This is a genomic window from Deinococcus sp. Leaf326, from assembly GCF_001424185.1.
Classification (GTDB): domain Bacteria; phylum Deinococcota; class Deinococci; order Deinococcales; family Deinococcaceae; genus Deinococcus.
Genome location: NZ_LMOM01000015.1, coordinates 1 through 16,467, shown reverse-complemented (window position 1 = coordinate 16,467; position 16,467 = coordinate 1). Strand labels below are relative to the sequence as shown.

Sequence of the window (16,467 nt, the reverse complement as noted above, 5' to 3'; positions counted from 1 at the left end):
CGAAACCCGGAACGTTGGCTTTACACGAGCTTTACAGGGCACACCTACCTTGGGCCGACGCCAACGTCCACCCCTTCTGCCCGGAGGTCCCTATGCTTCACATCCGCTCTGCCCTGCTGCTGGCCCTGCTCGGCCCGATGACCGCCGCCCAGGGCACCGATCATCCCCTGTCCATCGAGCGCATGCGCGCCCGAACGTACCCCGGCAGCACCCTCACCACCCAGCAGACCCTGAGTCCCGGCGTGAACTACACCCGGCGCGTCGTGTCCTACCAGTCCGACGGCCTGCGCATCCACGCCCTCCTTACCGTCCCGAACGGTATACCCCCCAAAGGTGGCTGGCCCGCCATCGTGTTCAATCACGGCTATATCCCCCCCAACCTGTACCGCACCACCGAGCGCTACGTCGCGTACGTGGACGCCTTCGCCCGTGCGGGCTTCGTGGTCCTCAAGCCCGACTACCGTGGACACGGCCGCTCCCAGGGCCGACCGACCGGCACCTCCTACTGGTCACCCGAATACACCACCGATGTCCTGAATGCCGTGTCCTCCCTCCACACCCTTCCCAGCGTCAACCGGGCGCGCCTAGGCATGTGGGGCCACTCCATGGGCGGCCACATTACCCTGCGGGCCATGGTGGTGAGCCCCGACATCAAGGCCGGCGTGATCTGGGCCGGCGTGGTCGGCCCCTACGAACTGCTCTTCAACGCGCTCCCTCAATGGGGCCGCAGCGACCCGAACGATTCGCGCGCCCAACTGCTCGCCGACCTCGGCCGCCCCGAGCGCAACCCGGCTGCATACCAGGCTATCTCCCCGAACGCCTCCCTGGCCGACCTCAGAGGCCGCCCCCTTCAGCTGCACCACGCCACCGGGGACACGCACGTGCCCTATAGCCTCTCGCAGGCACTCGCCAATGGGCTCAAGGCCGCTGGGCAACCCGTGACCTTCTACACGTACACCAATGACAACCACGATCTCAGCCGCAACCTGAAGACCGCCCTCGAGCGTTCCGTGGCGTTCTTCAAAAAGAATCTGTAATGCCCGATGAGGCCCCTATGACCCTAACGCCGCTGCACCGCACCTTGCTCCTCACCGCCGCCCTGCTCACCAACGTGGCTGGCGCGTACACCGTGAAAACGGGCGACACCCTCTTCAGCCTCGCGCGGACCTCCGGCACGACCGTGGCAGAACTCATGCGGCTCAACAGCCTGACCACCACCACCCTAGAGGTCGGACAGACCCTGCGTCTTCCAGGGGAGCCGGGGGCGTCCGCTGCTGCGCCCACTTCGCCTGCGCCGCTTCCCTCCATACCGGCCCTCCCAGGCGTCAACGTCACCGCACCGCCCACCCTGCGCATGGGAGAAGCGTTCGCACTGCGCTTTACAGGTCCACGTGCCGCAGAGGTCCGCGTGCGCTTTCCCAGTGAAGTGGGCGAGAACGTCCGCATGCCCGCCGAAGCCCTTACGCCCGTCCCTGCGGGGAACGGAACCCTCCTGGTGCTGGGACGGGTCCTCCTGGGAAAAACCACGCCCCTGGTCTACGAGATCGAGCTGGACGGACAGGTGCTGCGCCGTACCCTCCCCGTGACCCGCCTGTCCCAGCCTGTCCAACGCTTGAACCTCCCGCCCAGCATCAGCAGCAAACTCCAGGATCCTGCGCGCGCTGCGGAGGACGCGGCCGTGGAACGCGCGTACGCCCTGCGGTCCCCACCCATCTGGACCCGGCCCTTTCAGGACGCAGTCAAGGTTCGCGCCCAGAGCAGCGCCTTCGGGCAGCCGCGCACGTACACAGCCGGCGGGCCCGTGCAGTACCACTACGGCACCGACTACCGCGCCCCAGCCGGCACCACGGTCAGTGCCGTCAATGACGGCACGGTGGTGATGGCCGGCATGTACACGGTGCGCGGCGGCCTGGTCATCATTGACCATGGCGCAGGCCTGACCAGCCTGTACTTTCACCAACGCCAGATCATGGTGAAGGTCGGCCAACAGGTGAAACGCGGCGACAAGATCGGGGAGGTGGGGAGCACCGGACTGAGCACCGGCCCACACCTGCATCTGGAAATGCGGGTGCGCGGTGAGGGTACGGACCCCGCTGGGTGGATCAACCGTCTCTGGCCAAAATAGACGGGCCAGGCACCAGCAGCGCCGCACAAGCATGTGCGGCGCTGCTGGCCCACCGACTCATGGACAGGTCTGCACCCTGCCGAGCGGGGTTCATCCCTCAAGACCCTGAAGACGAACCTGGGCCCGTCCCGCACGGAGCGTGACGGACATGGTCCGGGCCAGTGAGAAGAGGGACAGGGAAGCTGGGGATCGGGGCGGGTTTCTCCCCATCGCTGCGCGGCCCTGTGCCTTAGGGCGACCCGCCCGCACCCCACATCAATGCCGGTCTAGGGGGAGCGAGCCGCACCACTTATCCCAGGGGCATTGAAGGGAGCCCCCCTTCTCGGCGAGACTCCCCCTGCTCAGACGTACTTGAAGACGTCCATCAACTCTTCCACCAGGTCCTGCCCGTCGCCCCGGGTGGCGGCGGTCGCCACATGCGCCTCGAGGTGTCCCCGAAGGACCACACTGGCTGCTCCGTCCAGGGCACCCTGCACCGCTTTGATCTGGCGCAGCACATCTACGCAGTAGACATCGGGATCGTCGAGCGAGCGGCGGATGCTCTCCAGATGCCCTCGGGCGATGGCCAGACGCCGCGCGGCACGCTTCCGGCTGTCTTCGGGCATGCAGAGGTGCTGGCCCGTATGACAGTGCTCACCCTCGAGGGGGGGAGACGCTGGCGAGGCGACGGTCGTCTTCGACATTACAGCTGAGCTACCGCTGCGCCGTACCCTTCGTCCTGGACTGCAGAGATCAGGTGCTGTGCATCGGCGCTGCCCTGCACGACAGCCTTGCCCGTCTTGAGGTCTACCTGGGCATCGGTGACGCCAGGCACGCTTTTCAGGGCATTCGTGACGCCGCTCTGGCAGTGGCTACAGGTCATACCGCTAATGGTCAGTTCAATCTGGTTCATGGTCTTCCTCCTGTCCTCAGGCTATACCCTCCCCCCTGGGGTGTCAAGGATGACGAGGAAGCTAACGCCAGTATGACGACCCTTTTCATCCCGCATCTTGCGTTTCCTCTCCCCCGGGGTCTATGCTGACGTATATCGGACCCCCTAGGGGGGGATAGGAGAACTTATGACGAACACCATCGAACTTGGCATTCAAGGCATGACCTGCGCCAGCTGTGTGGGCCGCGTCGAGCGTGGCCTCAAGAAAGTCGAGGGCGTCGAGGAGGCCACGGTGAATCTGGCCACTGAGCGCGCCACCGTCACCTACGACCCCACCCTCACCGGTCCTGGGGCCCTGCTGGACAAGATCAAGGCCGTGGGCTATGAGCCCCTCGTCAGCTCCACTGAACTTGGGATCCAGGGCATGACCTGCGCCAACTGCGTCGGCCGCGTCGAGCGCGCGTTGAAGAAGGTCGACGGCGTTCTCAGCGCCAGCGTGAACCTCGCGACTGAGCGCGCCAGCGTCACCTACCTGCCCGCCAGCGTCAGTCCCGGGCAGCTCAAAGCCACGGTCCGGCAAGCCGGCTATGACGTCTTGGAAGAGCAGGCCGGCCTGAGCCGCGAAGATCAGGAACGGCAGGCGCGCGCCCAGGAAGTCGAGCACCTGCGGCGCCAGGTCATCTTCAGCACCATTTTCGCGCTGCCCCTGCTCCTGATCGCCATGGTCCCTATGGTGGTTCCGGCGGTGAACGACTGGATGATGACGACCCTCGGGCACGGGGGGATGAGCCTTCTGAATTGGGTCATGCTTGCCCTGGCCCTGCCCATTCAGTTCGGCCCTGGCCGCCGCTTCTACCGGCTGGGCTGGAAGAGCCTGAAGAACCGGTCTCCCGACATGAACGCCCTCGTGATGATCGGGACGACCGCCGCCTTCCTCTATTCACTGGTCGCGACGATCGCGCCCCAGATCTTCCCGGAAGGCACCGCGCACGTGTATTACGAAGCCTCCGGCGTCGTGATCACCCTGATTCTGCTGGGTAAGTTCTTTGAAGCCGTCGCCAAGGGCCGCTCCAGCGAAGCCATGAAGAAGCTGCTGAGCCTCCAGGCGAAAACCGCCCGCGTCATGCGCAATGGCCAGGAGCTCGAACTGCCCTCGGACGAGGTGCTGGTGGGTGACCTGATCTCCGTGCGCCCCGGCGAGAAGATCCCCGTGGACGGCGACGTCGTCAGCGGCAACTCCTTCGTGGACGAAAGCATGATCACCGGCGAATCCATCCCGGTCAGCAAGCAGCTGGGTTCAGGTGTGGTGGGCGGCACCATCAACCAGAACGGCGCCCTGACGTTCCGGGCCACCCGCATCGGCGCCGACACGGCTCTGGCACAGATCATCAAACTTGTGGAAACTGCGCAGGGCAGCAAACCTCCGATCCAGGGTCTCGCCGACAAGGTGGTGGCCGTCTTCGTGCCCGCCGTGCTGGGCATTGCCACGCTGACCTTCCTCCTCTGGCTGATCTTTGGTGGACAGGCCGCCCTCTCCTTTGCGCTCATTACCACTGTGGCGGTCCTGATCATCGCCTGCCCCTGCGCCATGGGACTCGCCACCCCCACCAGCATCATGGTCGGCACCGGGAAAGCTGCCGAACTCGGCGTCCTCTTCAAAGGCGGCGGCGCCCTGGAAGGCCTGCAGGACGTGCAGGTTGTCGCGGTCGACAAGACCGGCACACTGACCAAGGGCAAGCCCGAACTGACTGATCTGGTCACCGCGCAGGGCTTCCGACGCGAGGACGTCCTGGGCCTGGTGGCTGCTGCGGAAGCGCAGAGTGAACACCCCATCGCCCGCGCCATCGTGGACGCCGCGAAGACCGAGGGCATCGCCCTGACGCAGCCCGAGCACTTCGAAGCTGTGCCTGGGTTCGGTCTGGAAGCCCGGGTGGGTGGACACCTCGTCCAGGTGGGGGCAGACCGCTATATGACCCGCCTGGGGATGGACGTGACGCCCTTTACCTCGCAGGCCGAACGTCTGGGTGACGAAGGCAAGAGCCCCTTGTACGCCGCGCTGAACGGCCAGCTTGCTGCGGTGATTGCTGTGGCCGATCCGATCAAGGACGGTTCCAAAGTGGCCGTGAGCGCCCTGCACCGCATGGGCCTGAAAGTGGCCATGATCACGGGGGACAACCAGCGCACCGCGAACGCGATCGCCCGTCAGCTGGGCATCGATGAGGTGCTGGCCGAGGTGTTGCCCAGCGGCAAGAGTGACGCGGTCAAGGCTCTCCAGGACAAAGGCCAGAAGGTGGCTTTCGTGGGGGACGGCATCAACGACGCCCCCGCGCTCGCCCAGGCGGATGTGGGCCTGGCCATTGGCACCGGCACCGACGTGGCCGTCGAGACGGCCGACGTGATCCTGATGTCGGGCGACCTGCGCGGCGTGCCCAATGCCTTCGCCCTGAGCCGCGCGACCCTGCGCAACATCAAGCTCAACCTGTTCTGGGCCTTCGCCTACAACATCATCCTGATTCCCGTCGCGGCGGGCGTGTTGTACCCCGCCTTCGGTCTCCTGCTCAGCCCGGTCCTGGCGGCCGCCGCCATGGGCTTTTCCAGTGTCTTCGTGCTCAGCAACGCCCTGAGGCTGCGCGGCTTCCGCCCCCCAGTGCGTCCTGAGCCCGGACCTGCGCCCCGCCCATCCGGTTTCCCCGCTCAGGCTTGACCCCCCCGTCCCCCTTCTTCAAATAGGAGAGTACACATGCCTAAATTGACTGTTGGTCCCTGGATCGCCGCGCAGAAGCTCCCCAGCCGTGATGTTGCCCTTGACCGCCTCGCGTTCCTGGAGCGCACCCGCCTGCGAGAGGAAACCCCTACCGTGGCTGGTCTCCCCCTGGTCGGGATGGGGGGGTCGTGCGGCAAGCCTTGCTTCGCCCTGCCGTTCGTACTGACCTGGACCGACGAGAATACCCGCGCCCTGGAAGCCGTCGCCGATCAGTACCACTGCTACGTCGAGTACGGGTTGTACCCGCACCTGAAGCTACGTGAGAACGATCAGGAGGTTGCGGCCGTACAGGACTGGACGACATTCGGCATGGTTTACCTTCGCCCAGGCTACGAGAAAGCCGAGGAAGTGCTGACTGACATCGTGCATGCCCTGAGTCCTGCATAACCCCCTAAATACGATGCCGCCAGCCGACTGCGTGCTGGCGGCATCGTGTTGCGCATAGATATGATCCCCACCGTCTTCAGGCGTCGGGACGGCGTGAAGGGCGCTCCACCCTGGTCTGTCACGGCACCACACCCTAAAGGCGTTCCTGCACGCAGCACTGCCCGTGGTAGGGGAAGGTCTGACGGGACAATGGACGTGAACCGCAGGGCGGGGCCTTGGCGACCTTCTTGTGCTTGCTCTCCCCATCTACGCGAGCACTGGAGATTTACAGAAACTTTATAAACCGTTGCTACGGTGCGGCTGATGTGGCGTTTTTTGCTTCTCAGTCTGGGCCTCGCTGCCCTAAGCCTCTCCAGTGCTGCGACGGTGACCGTCAAGCCGGGCGATACGCTGTACGGCCTTGCCCGCAAACAGGGCGTGAGCCTGGAGACCTTCCTGGCGGCGAATAAGGGGGTCAATCCGCAGTTGGCTCTGAAAGTGGGACAGGTGCTGCAACTGCCTGCGCGGTCGGGGACGAGCCGTCCGGCGACCACTGCCGGTGGAGCCACGATCCGTCCTGCTGGGATTCGCGTGACGGCCGTGCTGCCCGTGCAGGGCCGATTGACCAGTCCATACTCTCCCGCGCACCTGGGCCTGGACCTGGCGGCCCCGACGGGTACGGTGATCCTGGCAGCCCGGGCAGGGCGTGTGACGGAATCACGGTATGACGCGCGGACCGGATGGGGCTGGACGATCTTGCTGGACCACGGAGACGGGATGGAAACACGCTACAGCCACAACAGCGCCAACCTCTTACAGGTGGGTCAAGTCGTAGAAACGGGTCAGGTGATCGGCCGGGTGGGCAGCACAGGCAACAGCACGGGGCCGCATCTGGACTTCCGCGTAATGGTGGAGGGCAAGGTCGTCAACCCGATGGGGGTTGTACTGAGGTGTCCGGAGGAGGAAGATGCCTGGCCTTCTCCTCTTCAGCCTTTCTTGAGATGCTGACCAGCTTTACAGAAGCTGAACATGCGGAGTCCAGGGTGAGGGCGCTCCTCCTCTGGGAGGGCCGACGTGACTACGGTGGTCACGCGTCATTCCACGCCCTGGAGGCCTCCGATGGACACCCTGACCCGCATGCTCCGCACCCACCCGAAGGCCAGTTCCTTCGACGCCACCCTCCTGGGCACCTGCCTGCAGGCCTGCCTGGAGTGCACCGCGGTCTGCGCCTTGTGTGCCGACGCATGCCTGAACGAAGGGGAGCACCTGCATCACCTTACGCACTGCATCACGCTCAATACGCAGTGTGCGGCTGTGTGTCACGCCACGGCTCAGGTGCTGGCGGCACCCGGCCAGGGCGACGCGCAACTCCTGCGCGCGCAGCTCGAGGTCTGTTTACGCGCCTGTCGGACCTGCGCCGAAGAGTGTGAGCAGCATGCCCAGCAGATGAATATGGAGCACTGCGCCGTCTGCGCCGAGAGCTGCCGCCGCTGCGAGCAAGCTTGTCAGGCCCTCCTGGGGAGAATGAGCGCATGAAGCGCGCACTGTTGACCGCCGCCCTGCTAACCCTGAGCGCGGCCCAGGCTGGCGGCATGCAGGGGATGGCGATGCCCGGCATGACCCACATGACCATGCCGATGACGCCGTCCGCAACCGTGCTGGGCCTATCGCAGATGGGCCTGCAGATGCAACTGGACATGCGCAACATGATGATGCCCATGATGAATGAGCTCGCCCGGCTGAGTGGGCGCTCGTTCGAGCGGGCCTTCATGTCGATGATGATTCCCCACCACCAGAGCGCCGTGGACAGCAGCCGCGCGGTCCTGGAACGCGCCAAAGATGAACAGGTCCGCGCCTGGGCCACCCAGATCATCGCGGATCAAACGCGGGAGATCGCCGAGATGCAAGACCGCCTGCGCGCGTACGGCGGGCCGAACCAGCAGATGATGCAGATGAACCGCATGATGGACATGCCAGCCATGATCCGTGCGTCGCGCATGCCGGAACGCACCTTCCTCGAAGGCATGATTCCGCACCATGCAGCCGCAAACGACAACGCGAACCTGGCTTTGCAGCGGACTCAGGACGCTTTTGTCCAGGACCTGGCCGGCAAGATCATCACGGCGCAGGCTGGGGAAATGCAGGCCTTCCAAGGTTGGCTGAAGTCCCACTAAACCGCACCCAGGGGACATCCGGCCTCAATGATGGGTTGCCTCTTCTTACGGTATAGCGGGGACGCAGCCCCGCGGAACCACCTCAAGTGACTAAATTTCATTTCAGTGACTTGAGGTGGTTCCGAGCTACGCGTCTGGCTTGACGTACCGCAATGGAGTGGTCAGGGCCTACAAGCGCCCTTCTCTTCCTTAGGGTCTGTGCACCTGAGATGTCCATCGTCTCGGATCTTCTCGTGACGGAACTCATGGATGTCCAGTGGCCTGCCCATCAGCGCCCCTTCCCCAGTTCTCCAAAGCAGGTGAGCCATCTTTGGGTCATCGCGGCGTCAGAACGTCCAGTGGCCTCCGCGTATGAGGGGCTGACGTGAGCCATCCTCGACAATACCGTCGACCTCGATATGCGCGCGGCCAATCATGACGTCGACATGCGTGAGACTGTCGTTGCCGCCCAGTACAGCAATTTCATCCGAGTTCAACTCAGAGCCGCGCTCGAAGTTTTCTCTGAAAGAAAATCCAAACGCCAAGTGACAGGCGGCATTCTCGTCATACAAGCTGTCCAGAAAAAGCGTGCCCGTCGCGGCAACTGGCGACTGGGTGGAGACGAGTGCCACCTCACCCAGGTACGGGCCCCCTCATCCGTCTCCAGCGCCCGCTGCAGCGCCGCCTCGCCCTCAGACGCCTGAGCATGAACAATGCGCCCATCTTCGAAGCGCAGTTCAATGTCCCGCACCACTGTTCCCGATAAGCTCAGCGGCTTGCTGGCCCGGACCGTACCACTCACCCGCATGCGGTGAGGCGCGGTGAACAGTTCCTCTGTCGGAAGGTTACCGGCGAAGAAAATACCCGCCGGGGTCGGAGACGCGCCGCCGACCCAGAGGTGCGTCTCGGCCAGACCAACGTTTAAGTCTGTGCCTGGGCCACGGAAGTGCAGTGTTCGGTACCGGCGTTCGTTCAGGACCTCGGCGCGGCGTGCCAGGGACTGTAGGTGGTCACGCCAGGCCCGGACCGGATCAGGTTCATCGACTCGGTTGGCCGTGAAGATGTGGTCCCATAGGCGCGTGACCGCCTCGTCTACAGGCAGCTCTGGAAAAACCCGGCTGGCCCAGGCCACACTTGGTGCCGCGCCGCGGCACCAAGCGAATGCATTCCTGCGCATCAACTCGGTAAAGGGGCGGAGCGGACCCTGACGGCCTAGACGTTCCCGATCAATCAGATCCACATCGATGTCGGCCAGCAAGGTGGGATCGTCGGATGTCACGTGTAAGAAGGCGTCGCCACGCTCAGCTGTTTCACGCCAGAGGTCTGCGCGCCACTGAGGGAAGGTGGACAGGGTGTCCGGATCAGCGTGCTGGAAGCGGACGCGGGCCGTGAGCGCGTCATTCCAGATCACATTGACCAGGGGTGCGCCAGCCTGATACGCGTGTTTGGTGATCAGACGCGCCAACGGTGCACACTCCAGGTCGGTGCTAATCAGCAGACGTTGCCCAGCTTGAAGATTGACCCCGATGCGCACGAGCAGAGCAGCGTAGCGGTCCAGACGTTCTTCGAAGGTCAACGGCATAAGCCCACACCATACGTCCTGACTAGTTGAGCGTGTTCATGGGTATGGCCTACCGCATCCTCTCCGAAATGGCCTATGGCAGCGCCACTTAACGCTGCGGGGCACAAGCACAAACAGGCATCCCGTACGTTCGACCTCTTCGCGTGAAAGAAGTGTCGCTCCACCGCTCTAGCAGTGGTGGCCTTCAGCCGCACAGACCTAGAGGTGAGGTCGGGTATCCCGCTTCAGAGATAAGGCCCCCGAAGTCAGATCACCGGGTCACAACGATCAAGAGGGTGCGATGCTCAAGTCACCTGATCTGATATCGGTTCAGGCTGAGCACGTCGCTTCTAGCTGCGCGTCTCCACATCAGCGGAGGCGGCTCAAGACGCTCAGCACGGCCTCTTGACCGATCCACTTGTCTTGACCGGGCAAAGATCCAAGGCGGTGCCACCCACCGCCAAGACCGCTGAAATCGCCAGGACCACATGAACACCGAGGTCACAACAAGCCCTGAGTTCAGCCTGTACCGCTATGCCCCAAACGTCCGCGATTCAGGAGCAGGGCATTTCCTGTGACGATCAAGGTGCTGACGCTCATCAGCAGCGCCGCCCACTCTGGGCGCAGCAGTATCCCGTACGCCGGGTAGAGCGCCCCAGCCGCGAACGGAATAGCGAGGACGTTATAAATCGCCGCCCAGAACAGGTTCTGCCGGATCTTGCGCTGCACACGCCGCGCCAGACGGATGCTGGCCGCCACAGCCGCCGGGTCACTGTTCACCAGGACCACGTCCGCGGTCTCGACCGCCACGTCGGTGCCCGCCCCAATCGCGATGCCCACCTCAGCCTGCGCGAGGGCCGGCGCATCATTGACCCCATCGCCCACCATGGCCACACGTTGACCCTGACCCTGAAGGGCCTGGACCTGGGCCGCCTTCTGCTCCGGCAGAACGTCCGCGATCACCGTATCCAGCCCCAGCTGCCGCGCCACCGCCTGCGCCGTGCGCTCGTTGTCGCCCGTCAGCATGGCGGTCTTCACCCCCAGGGCCTGGAGTTCCGCCACTGCCGTACGGGCCGATTCCCGCACGCGGTCGGCGACCGCCACAAGCCCCAGGAACTGCCCATCCGCAGCCACGAACATGGCAGTCTTCCCATCGGACGCCAGCTGAACGGCCTGGGCCTCAGCGGCTGTGACGCTGACCCCCGCCTGCAGCATCAGCGCCCGGTTGCCGATCAACACCTGCTGCCCACCCACTGTGGCCTGTACGCCACGCCCCGGCACAGCTTCGAACGTGTCTGGCGGCGTCACCGTCAGCCCCTGGACCTGCGTGCCGCGCACGATCGCTTCTGCCAGCGGATGCTGGGAAGGCTGATCGGCCGACGCGGCCAGACGCAGCACCTCACGTTCCGACACGCCCGCCGCAGGGACCACATCTGTCAGGGCAGGCTTGCCCTCGGTGAGCGTACCCGTCTTGTCGAAGACCACGGTGGTTACGCTCGCCGCTGCCTCCAGAGCCGAGGCGTTCTTGAACAGGACCCCCGCCTGCGCCCCCCGTCCGACCCCGACCGTAATGGCGGTCGGTGTGGCCAGAGCAAGCGCATCAGGACAAGCAATCACGATGGCGGAGACGGCGGCTGTCAGGGCGAACACTAGATTCTCCCCCAGCAGAGTCCACACGAGGAACGCCAGAAGGCCACTGCCCAATGCCACAAAGACCAGGTACTTCCCTGCCGTGTCCGCCAGGCGCTGCGCGGGCGCTTTGCTGGCCTGTGCGTTTTGCACGAGCTTCACGATCCGGGCCAGGGCAGTATCTGCCCCAACTGCTGTGGCCCGGAACTGGAACGCCCCGTTCTGGTTGACGGTGCCCGTGGTCACCCTCGCTCCAGGCGTTTTTTCCACGGGTACGGGCTCTCCGGTCAACATGCTCTCGTCCACGAAGGACGTGCCACTCACCACTTCCCCGTCTACCGGCACGCGGTCGCCTGGTCGCATGGCGAGGGTATCGCCTGTCACGACGTCCTCGACAGGAAGCTCCACTTCGGCCCCATTCCGGATCACCCGGGCGGTGGCGGGGGCCAGTCGCAGCAAGGCTTCTACCGCCCGGCCCGTAGCAAACCGTGAGCGCATCTCCAACCAGTGCCCCAACAGGGAAAAGGTGGTCAGCATCGCGGCCGCCTCGAAAAACACGTCCTGCGAGTCCAGCGCCAGCGTGGCCCACACGGAGTACGCGTACGACACCAGGATGCCCAGGGCGATCAGGGTCATCATGTTCGCTTCGCCCCGCCTCAGGGCGCGCCAAGCGGCGGAAATGAATGGCCACCCGCCCCACCAGACGACGGGTGTGGCCAACAGGAGCCCGAAGACGTTCATGCCCAGGCCGAACGGGGGCATCGCGGTAAAACCGATGGCTTCCCCAATGGGGGAATACAACACTGCGGGGATGGTGAGCAGCAACGACGCGACAAAGCGGCGCAGCATGTCGGCCACCATCGCTTCCCCGTGGCCCGCATGTTCACCCTGTCCGCCGGCTGAATCCGCGTGGGAGCCGTGCGCGTGCACGTGACTGCCCGCCTGCACGGAGGTTGAGCTCCCGTGTTGGTGCTCATGTCCGGTATGCCCCTGGGCGGGGACTGACATTGCGGTGGGCTGACACGTGCAGGTGTATCCGGCTGCATCCAGCTGGGCTCGCAGGCGTCTCTCGTCGGTGAGGGCCGGATCGAGTTGCACGTGCGCGACACTCCGGGTGCGGTCCAGGTGGACCTGTATCACCCCTGGCAACTGATGGAGGAACGTGTCCACGTCCTGAAGGTCAGTCCCGCTGGAGCAGTTGCGGAGCGCGACCTCCAGCACCGTGGCCGTCTCAGATGCGTGATGCGCGTGAGTCATGAGAACCTCCTGAGGGCCACAGTAGTCAGGAGGTGTTCAGTTTCTGTAAAGCCCGAGGGGAATCCCGCCTCCCGTTCTCTTCATTGATCGAGGAGCGAAGTCCCGGGAGGCGGGCATTGGCAGGGGCGTGTCCTTACAGGCCGCGCTTCTTCAACCAGGTGCGGTAGTCGAGCATTTCTGTGGCCTGTGCGGTGATGATGGCTTTCGAGAGGCTGAGGACGCGGGCGTCCTGGCCCTGCTGAAGGGCGAGGTTGGCCATGTCGATGGCGGACGCATGGTGGGGCAGCATGCCTTGCACGAAGGCCACGTCTGGGGTCTTGGATTTCTTGATCATGTCGCCCATTCCACTCATGCTGCTTTTCATGGTGTTGGCCATGGCGTTGTTCACGCCACCCATGCCTTTGAGGATCGTGTTCATCTGCGTGATCTCCTGCGTCTGGTCCTTGATCACGGCATTCGCCCAGGCCTTCACCGTGGCGTCCTTGCTGACGGGCAGTACCGCCTTGGCCATGTCGACGGCCATCTGATGGTGCGGCGCCATCATGCTGAGGAAGGCGCGGTCAAACGCTTTGCCCTGCAGCTTCGCCAGCGCACTCAGGTCCATCTTTTCCATCTTCATGCTGCTCGTGCTGCTGCCCATGCCCGGCATGTTGCTGTGGTCCATGCCCGCCATCCCCTGGGCCAGCGCTGCTCCTGTCAGCAGGACCGTCGTGGTCAGGACGAGGAGCACGCCCGCAGGCTTGGAGATCTGTCGCAGGTTCGTCATGTCTCTACCCTAGAGACCCCTTGTAAAGTTCCTGTAAAGCCTGATCTGGCGCGGCACATTTCAGGTCCAGAGGCGCGGTAGGGTGAAAAGCCGTATGCGCCTCTTTCCCCGACTGCTGCTCAACCACCTGGCGGTAATGGCGGTCCTCAGCCTGGTCATGCTGGTGGCCGCGGAACTGGCGGCCCATCCCTTCATTCAGCACCACGTCAACCAGATGGTGCAGCTGCTCGGGGACGCCGGGACGACCATGCGCGATGACCTGAATGCAGGCATGCGCGCCACCCTGACCCGCGCCCTGCTCAGCGCCCTGCCGCCCGCGCTGCTGGTCGCGGCCGTGACCGCCTGGGTGGCCGCACGCCGGGTGACGGCGTCCGTGCGCACCCTGCAGGCGGGCAGCGCCGCCCTGGCTCGGGGCGAATACCGTCGCCGCCTCCCTGAAGGGGGGCAAGACGAACTCGCGGATCTCGCGCACAGCTTCAACACCATGGCGAGCACCCTGGCGAGCGTCGAACAGTCACGGATCGAGCTGATCGGCAATGTCGCGCATGAATTGCGTGCGCCTGTAGCGGCTGTACGCGGGTACGTGGAAGCCGCCCAGGACGGTGTCATGGCGCATGATCAGGCCCTGGGTGCCATTCAGCGGGAGCTGGCGGGCCTGGAGCGCCTGGCGGGGGACCTGAGCCTGGTCAGCCGTGTGGAGGCCGGCCAGGTGGAGTTGACCCTACAGACCGTGCCCGTGGCGGCGCTGCTCACACAGGTGCAGGACCGGTACGCACTGGCGTTCGAGGAAAAGGGCGTCGCGCTTCGGGTGGACGCGGCAGCGGAACTGCACGTCCAGGCGGACCCGGCGCGCGCCGCGCAGATCCTGGCCAACCTGCTGAGCAATGCACTCCGGCACACCGCACCGGGCGGCGAAGTGCAGGTGGACGCACAGGAGGAAAGCAAGAGCGTGCGCCTCATGGTGCACGACACCGGGACGGGAATCGCGCCGGAACACCTGCACCGGGTGTTCGAGCGATTCTTCCGGGCGGATACGGCCCGCACACGTGGGGAGGGGAGTGGGGTGGGCCTCACGGTCGCGCGCGGCCTCGCTCGGGCCATGGGGGGCGAATTGACCGTGACCTCCACCCCTGGCGTGGGAAGCGTGTTTCAGGTGCGCCTGCCGGCTGGGGGCGAAAGCCTGCCAGGCGCCTTTACAGAAGCGTAATGTCTGCCCCGTACGGTGGCGGGAATGAGACGGACGGCAGGTTGGATGTTGGGGGCGGCTCTGGTGCTGGTCGGGTGTGGGCAGGCGCCGCAGGCACAGACCCTGAGTGGGGACTTCCACGCGCTGCGCGTACTGGACAGCGGTACGGTCCTGTACGGGGAGCACGCGGGCGTGCGCCGGAGCGTGGATGGCGGCCGGACGTGGGACACGCCGGACGGCGTGGGTGACGCCATGGCTCTCGGGCAGGGCCGGGAAGTGACCGTGCTGGCGGGGCACGAGGTGTTGAAAGTCAGCCGGGATGAGGGCCGGACCTGGGCGGACCAGGGGTTCGGGAACCTCCCGGGCCGGGATCTGCACGGCTTCGCGGTGGATCCTGGCCAGCCCCAGGTGTGGTACGCGAATGTCATGGGTCAGGGCCTGTTCCGCACAGCGGACGGGCAACAGTGGACGCGGCTATCGGACGCCACGGCGGGCGCGTCGGTCCTCGCGGCAGGCCCGCAAGGCATGTTGTACGCGCTGGACGCTCAGGGCCTACTGGTGTCGCCAGACGGCGGAACCTGGACTCGGCGCCTAGGCGCGCCACGTGGGCTGAATCTGGATGTACAACCGGACACTGGAGTGCTGTTCCTGGCCGGTCCCAACGGCGCGTTCCGTTCTGCGGATCAGGGGGTGACGTGGACGCCCCTGTCACTACCAGAAGGGTCCTACCTGATCGCGGTACATCCTCAGGACGGCGGTCGGTTGGTCGCGGTAGGTTTCAGTGGCACGGTGTACCGCTCATCGAACGGTGGCGAGACCTGGCAGTAAAGAAAGAGACCCTGGATAGGGCGACCGTTGTGTCCAAGCTATCCTCCTGATGCGGTACGGGCGGCGTCCTCATCCCGGAAGCGGTATCCAACGCCCCGCACGGTCTCCAGAAAACGTGGGGCTTCCGGAGGGTCACTGAGCTTGCGTCGTAGCGCGGTCATGTGCACGTCCACCACGCGCTCTGTACCCGGGAAATCAGGGCCCCAAACACGTTCGAGGAGCCGTTCACGGGACCAGGCCATGCCAGGATGCTGCGCCATGGTGCTGAGAAGGTCGAACTCCAGTTTGGAGAGCTCGATCCGCACACCGGCCAGGTGAACCTCCCGAGCACGGACATCAATGGAAAGATCGCCTTGTGTAACGGTGTGATGCACGCCGACGCGGCGCAACAGGGCGCGGATGCGGGCGGTGACTTCACGAGGACTGAACGGCTTGACCACGTAATCGTCTACACCGCCGTCCAAGCCCAGCAGTTTATCGTCCTCTTCGCCTCGTCCTGTGAGCATCAGGAGGGGCAGGCTCATCCCGGCGGCGCGGGCACCGCGGGCAAGTTGAACGCCTGTCATGCCGGGCAGCATCCAGTCGAGCACCGCAAGGTCTGCGCGGGGCAGGAGCGCCCAGGCTTCCGGACCGGTCTGCGCTTCGAGGACGGTGTGCCCTTCGGCGCGGAGATACACGCGCAGAACCTCCAAGATAGCGGGGTCATCATCGACGATCAGAACGGTGGGCATAGCCAGCCTTCAGGGTGGCAGGATGGCAGGGCAACGTGGTGAGGAAAAACTTATTCCGCTGCTGAGCCCTGAGGTGTGGGAAGAAGTGGTTTAAGGATGTGCGCGCCGACAGGAGCAAATGATCACTGTAGTCCTCAGTAGAGGACAACTTCAGTTTTCCCTGTTCTGAACAGCCTCAACAGGTTTGGGGATCGCCAAAAATGACGAAAGGCGGTCTTCTGGAGGTGTGA

General features: G+C 64.7%; 14 protein-coding genes and 1 pseudogene. 9 read left to right on the top strand and 6 right to left on the bottom strand.

The window, feature by feature from the left end; genetic code table 11:
- The first annotated feature begins 92 nt into the window (after window positions 1-92).
- Together ASF71_RS05535 and ASF71_RS05530 are read left to right on the top strand one after the other, a co-directional pair.
- Window positions 93-1,037: a S9 family peptidase gene (locus tag ASF71_RS05535; protein ID WP_056296314.1), complete on the top strand. Its 945-nt coding sequence runs from the start codon at window positions 93-95 to the stop codon at window positions 1,035-1,037.
- A 17-nt stretch (window positions 1,038-1,054) separates the two neighbouring features.
- The gene (locus tag ASF71_RS05530; protein ID WP_056296312.1) at window positions 1,055-2,125 is read left to right on the top strand and encodes a peptidoglycan DD-metalloendopeptidase family protein; all 1,071 of its coding nucleotides are present in this window, start codon (window positions 1,055-1,057) and stop codon (window positions 2,123-2,125) included.
- 341 nt (window positions 2,126-2,466) lie between these two features.
- On the opposite strand, the gene ASF71_RS05525 is transcribed toward ASF71_RS05530, so the two are convergent.
- Complete coding sequence (locus ASF71_RS05525; protein WP_369814963.1) at window positions 2,467-2,808, bottom strand: metal-sensitive transcriptional regulator; 342 nt, start codon at window positions 2,806-2,808, stop codon at window positions 2,467-2,469.
- On the bottom strand, window positions 2,808-3,017 hold the full coding sequence (locus ASF71_RS05520; protein ID WP_056296309.1) for a heavy-metal-associated domain-containing protein: 210 nt from the start codon (window positions 3,015-3,017) through the stop codon (window positions 2,808-2,810). The genes ASF71_RS05525 and ASF71_RS05520 overlap by 1 nt, the downstream gene beginning before the upstream one ends.
- A 166-nt stretch (window positions 3,018-3,183) precedes the next feature.
- Here ASF71_RS05520 and ASF71_RS05515 point away from each other — a divergent pair, with 166 nt between their 5' ends.
- The 5 genes from ASF71_RS05515 (at window position 3,184) to ASF71_RS05495 (ending at window position 8,300) form a co-directional block, all read left to right on the top strand.
- Window positions 3,184-5,700, top strand: a complete 2,517-nt coding sequence (locus tag ASF71_RS05515) for a heavy metal translocating P-type ATPase (RefSeq protein WP_056296306.1) — start codon at window positions 3,184-3,186, stop codon at window positions 5,698-5,700.
- 36 nt (window positions 5,701-5,736) lie between these two features.
- On the top strand, window positions 5,737-6,147 hold the full coding sequence (locus ASF71_RS05510) for a hypothetical protein (protein WP_056296303.1): 411 nt from the start codon (window positions 5,737-5,739) through the stop codon (window positions 6,145-6,147).
- 303 nt (window positions 6,148-6,450) lie between these two features.
- Window positions 6,451-7,134 (top strand): LysM peptidoglycan-binding domain-containing M23 family metallopeptidase, encoded by a 684-nt coding sequence (locus tag ASF71_RS05505; RefSeq protein WP_082505593.1) that lies wholly within the window; start codon window positions 6,451-6,453, stop codon window positions 7,132-7,134.
- A 111-nt stretch (window positions 7,135-7,245) separates the two neighbouring features.
- Window positions 7,246-7,662 carry a four-helix bundle copper-binding protein gene (locus tag ASF71_RS05500; protein WP_056296300.1) on the top strand — a complete coding sequence of 139 codons (417 nt, stop codon included), beginning with the start codon at window positions 7,246-7,248 and terminating at the stop codon, window positions 7,660-7,662.
- Window positions 7,659-8,300, top strand: a complete 642-nt coding sequence (locus tag ASF71_RS05495) for a DUF305 domain-containing protein (RefSeq protein WP_056296298.1) — start codon at window positions 7,659-7,661, stop codon at window positions 8,298-8,300. The genes ASF71_RS05500 and ASF71_RS05495 overlap by 4 nt, the downstream gene beginning before the upstream one ends.
- Window positions 8,301-8,626: 326 nt before the next feature.
- Here the strand turns inward: ASF71_RS05495 and ASF71_RS05490 are convergent.
- The 3 genes and pseudogenes from ASF71_RS05490 to ASF71_RS05480 all read right to left on the bottom strand — a co-directional run bounded on the left by ASF71_RS05490 (window position 8,627) and on the right by ASF71_RS05480 (window position 13,492).
- Window positions 8,627-9,861 (bottom strand): annotated as a pseudogene (locus tag ASF71_RS05490) (aminopeptidase).
- A 498-nt stretch (window positions 9,862-10,359) separates the two neighbouring features.
- Window positions 10,360-12,318, bottom strand: a complete 1,959-nt coding sequence (locus ASF71_RS05485) for a copper-translocating P-type ATPase (RefSeq protein WP_235514147.1) — start codon at window positions 12,316-12,318, stop codon at window positions 10,360-10,362.
- 541 nt (window positions 12,319-12,859) lie between these two features.
- The gene (locus tag ASF71_RS05480) at window positions 12,860-13,492 is read right to left on the bottom strand and encodes a DUF305 domain-containing protein (RefSeq protein WP_056296289.1); all 633 of its coding nucleotides are present in this window, start codon (window positions 13,490-13,492) and stop codon (window positions 12,860-12,862) included.
- Window positions 13,493-13,586: 94 nt separating this feature from the next.
- On the opposite strand from ASF71_RS05480, the gene ASF71_RS05475 reads away from it, so the two are divergent.
- Both ASF71_RS05475 and ASF71_RS05470 read left to right on the top strand, forming a co-directional pair.
- Window positions 13,587-14,699: a cell wall metabolism sensor histidine kinase WalK gene (locus tag ASF71_RS05475; RefSeq protein WP_056296284.1), complete on the top strand. Its 1,113-nt coding sequence runs from the start codon at window positions 13,587-13,589 to the stop codon at window positions 14,697-14,699.
- Between the two features lie 24 nt (window positions 14,700-14,723).
- Window positions 14,724-15,506: a hypothetical protein gene (locus ASF71_RS05470; RefSeq protein ID WP_082505585.1), complete on the top strand. Its 783-nt coding sequence runs from the start codon at window positions 14,724-14,726 to the stop codon at window positions 15,504-15,506.
- A 38-nt stretch (window positions 15,507-15,544) separates the two neighbouring features.
- On the opposite strand, the gene ASF71_RS22340 is transcribed toward ASF71_RS05470, so the two are convergent.
- The gene (locus tag ASF71_RS22340) at window positions 15,545-16,237 is read right to left on the bottom strand and encodes a response regulator transcription factor (RefSeq protein WP_082505583.1); all 693 of its coding nucleotides are present in this window, start codon (window positions 16,235-16,237) and stop codon (window positions 15,545-15,547) included.
- Window positions 16,238-16,467: the final 230 nt, after the last annotated feature.

Excerpts from the sequence above, each read along its gene's own strand:
- ASF71_RS05535 (WP_056296314.1), top strand. The coding sequence starts at position 93 with ATGCTTCACATCCGCTCTGCCCTGCTGCTGGCCCTGCTCGGCCCGATG.
- ASF71_RS05530 (WP_056296312.1), top strand. The coding sequence starts at position 1,055 with ATGACCCTAACGCCGCTGCACCGCACCTTGCTCCTCACCGCCGCCCTG.
- ASF71_RS05525 (WP_369814963.1), bottom strand. The coding sequence starts at position 2,808 with ATGTCGAAGACGACCGTCGCCTCGCCAGCGTCTCCCCCCCTCGAGGGT.
- ASF71_RS05520 (WP_056296309.1), bottom strand. The coding sequence starts at position 3,017 with ATGAACCAGATTGAACTGACCATTAGCGGTATGACCTGTAGCCACTGC.
- ASF71_RS05515 (WP_056296306.1), top strand. The coding sequence starts at position 3,184 with ATGACGAACACCATCGAACTTGGCATTCAAGGCATGACCTGCGCCAGC.
- ASF71_RS05510 (WP_056296303.1), top strand. The coding sequence starts at position 5,737 with ATGCCTAAATTGACTGTTGGTCCCTGGATCGCCGCGCAGAAGCTCCCC.
- ASF71_RS05505 (WP_082505593.1), top strand. The coding sequence starts at position 6,451 with ATGTGGCGTTTTTTGCTTCTCAGTCTGGGCCTCGCTGCCCTAAGCCTC.
- ASF71_RS05500 (WP_056296300.1), top strand. The coding sequence starts at position 7,246 with ATGGACACCCTGACCCGCATGCTCCGCACCCACCCGAAGGCCAGTTCC.
- ASF71_RS05495 (WP_056296298.1), top strand. The coding sequence starts at position 7,659 with ATGAAGCGCGCACTGTTGACCGCCGCCCTGCTAACCCTGAGCGCGGCC.
- ASF71_RS05485 (WP_235514147.1), bottom strand. The coding sequence starts at position 12,318 with ATGCTGCGCCGCTTTGTCGCGTCGTTGCTGCTCACCATCCCCGCAGTG.
- ASF71_RS05480 (WP_056296289.1), bottom strand. The coding sequence starts at position 13,492 with ATGACGAACCTGCGACAGATCTCCAAGCCTGCGGGCGTGCTCCTCGTC.
- ASF71_RS05475 (WP_056296284.1), top strand. The coding sequence starts at position 13,587 with ATGCGCCTCTTTCCCCGACTGCTGCTCAACCACCTGGCGGTAATGGCG.
- ASF71_RS05470 (WP_082505585.1), top strand. The coding sequence starts at position 14,724 with ATGAGACGGACGGCAGGTTGGATGTTGGGGGCGGCTCTGGTGCTGGTC.
- ASF71_RS22340 (WP_082505583.1), bottom strand. The coding sequence starts at position 16,237 with ATGCCCACCGTTCTGATCGTCGATGATGACCCCGCTATCTTGGAGGTT.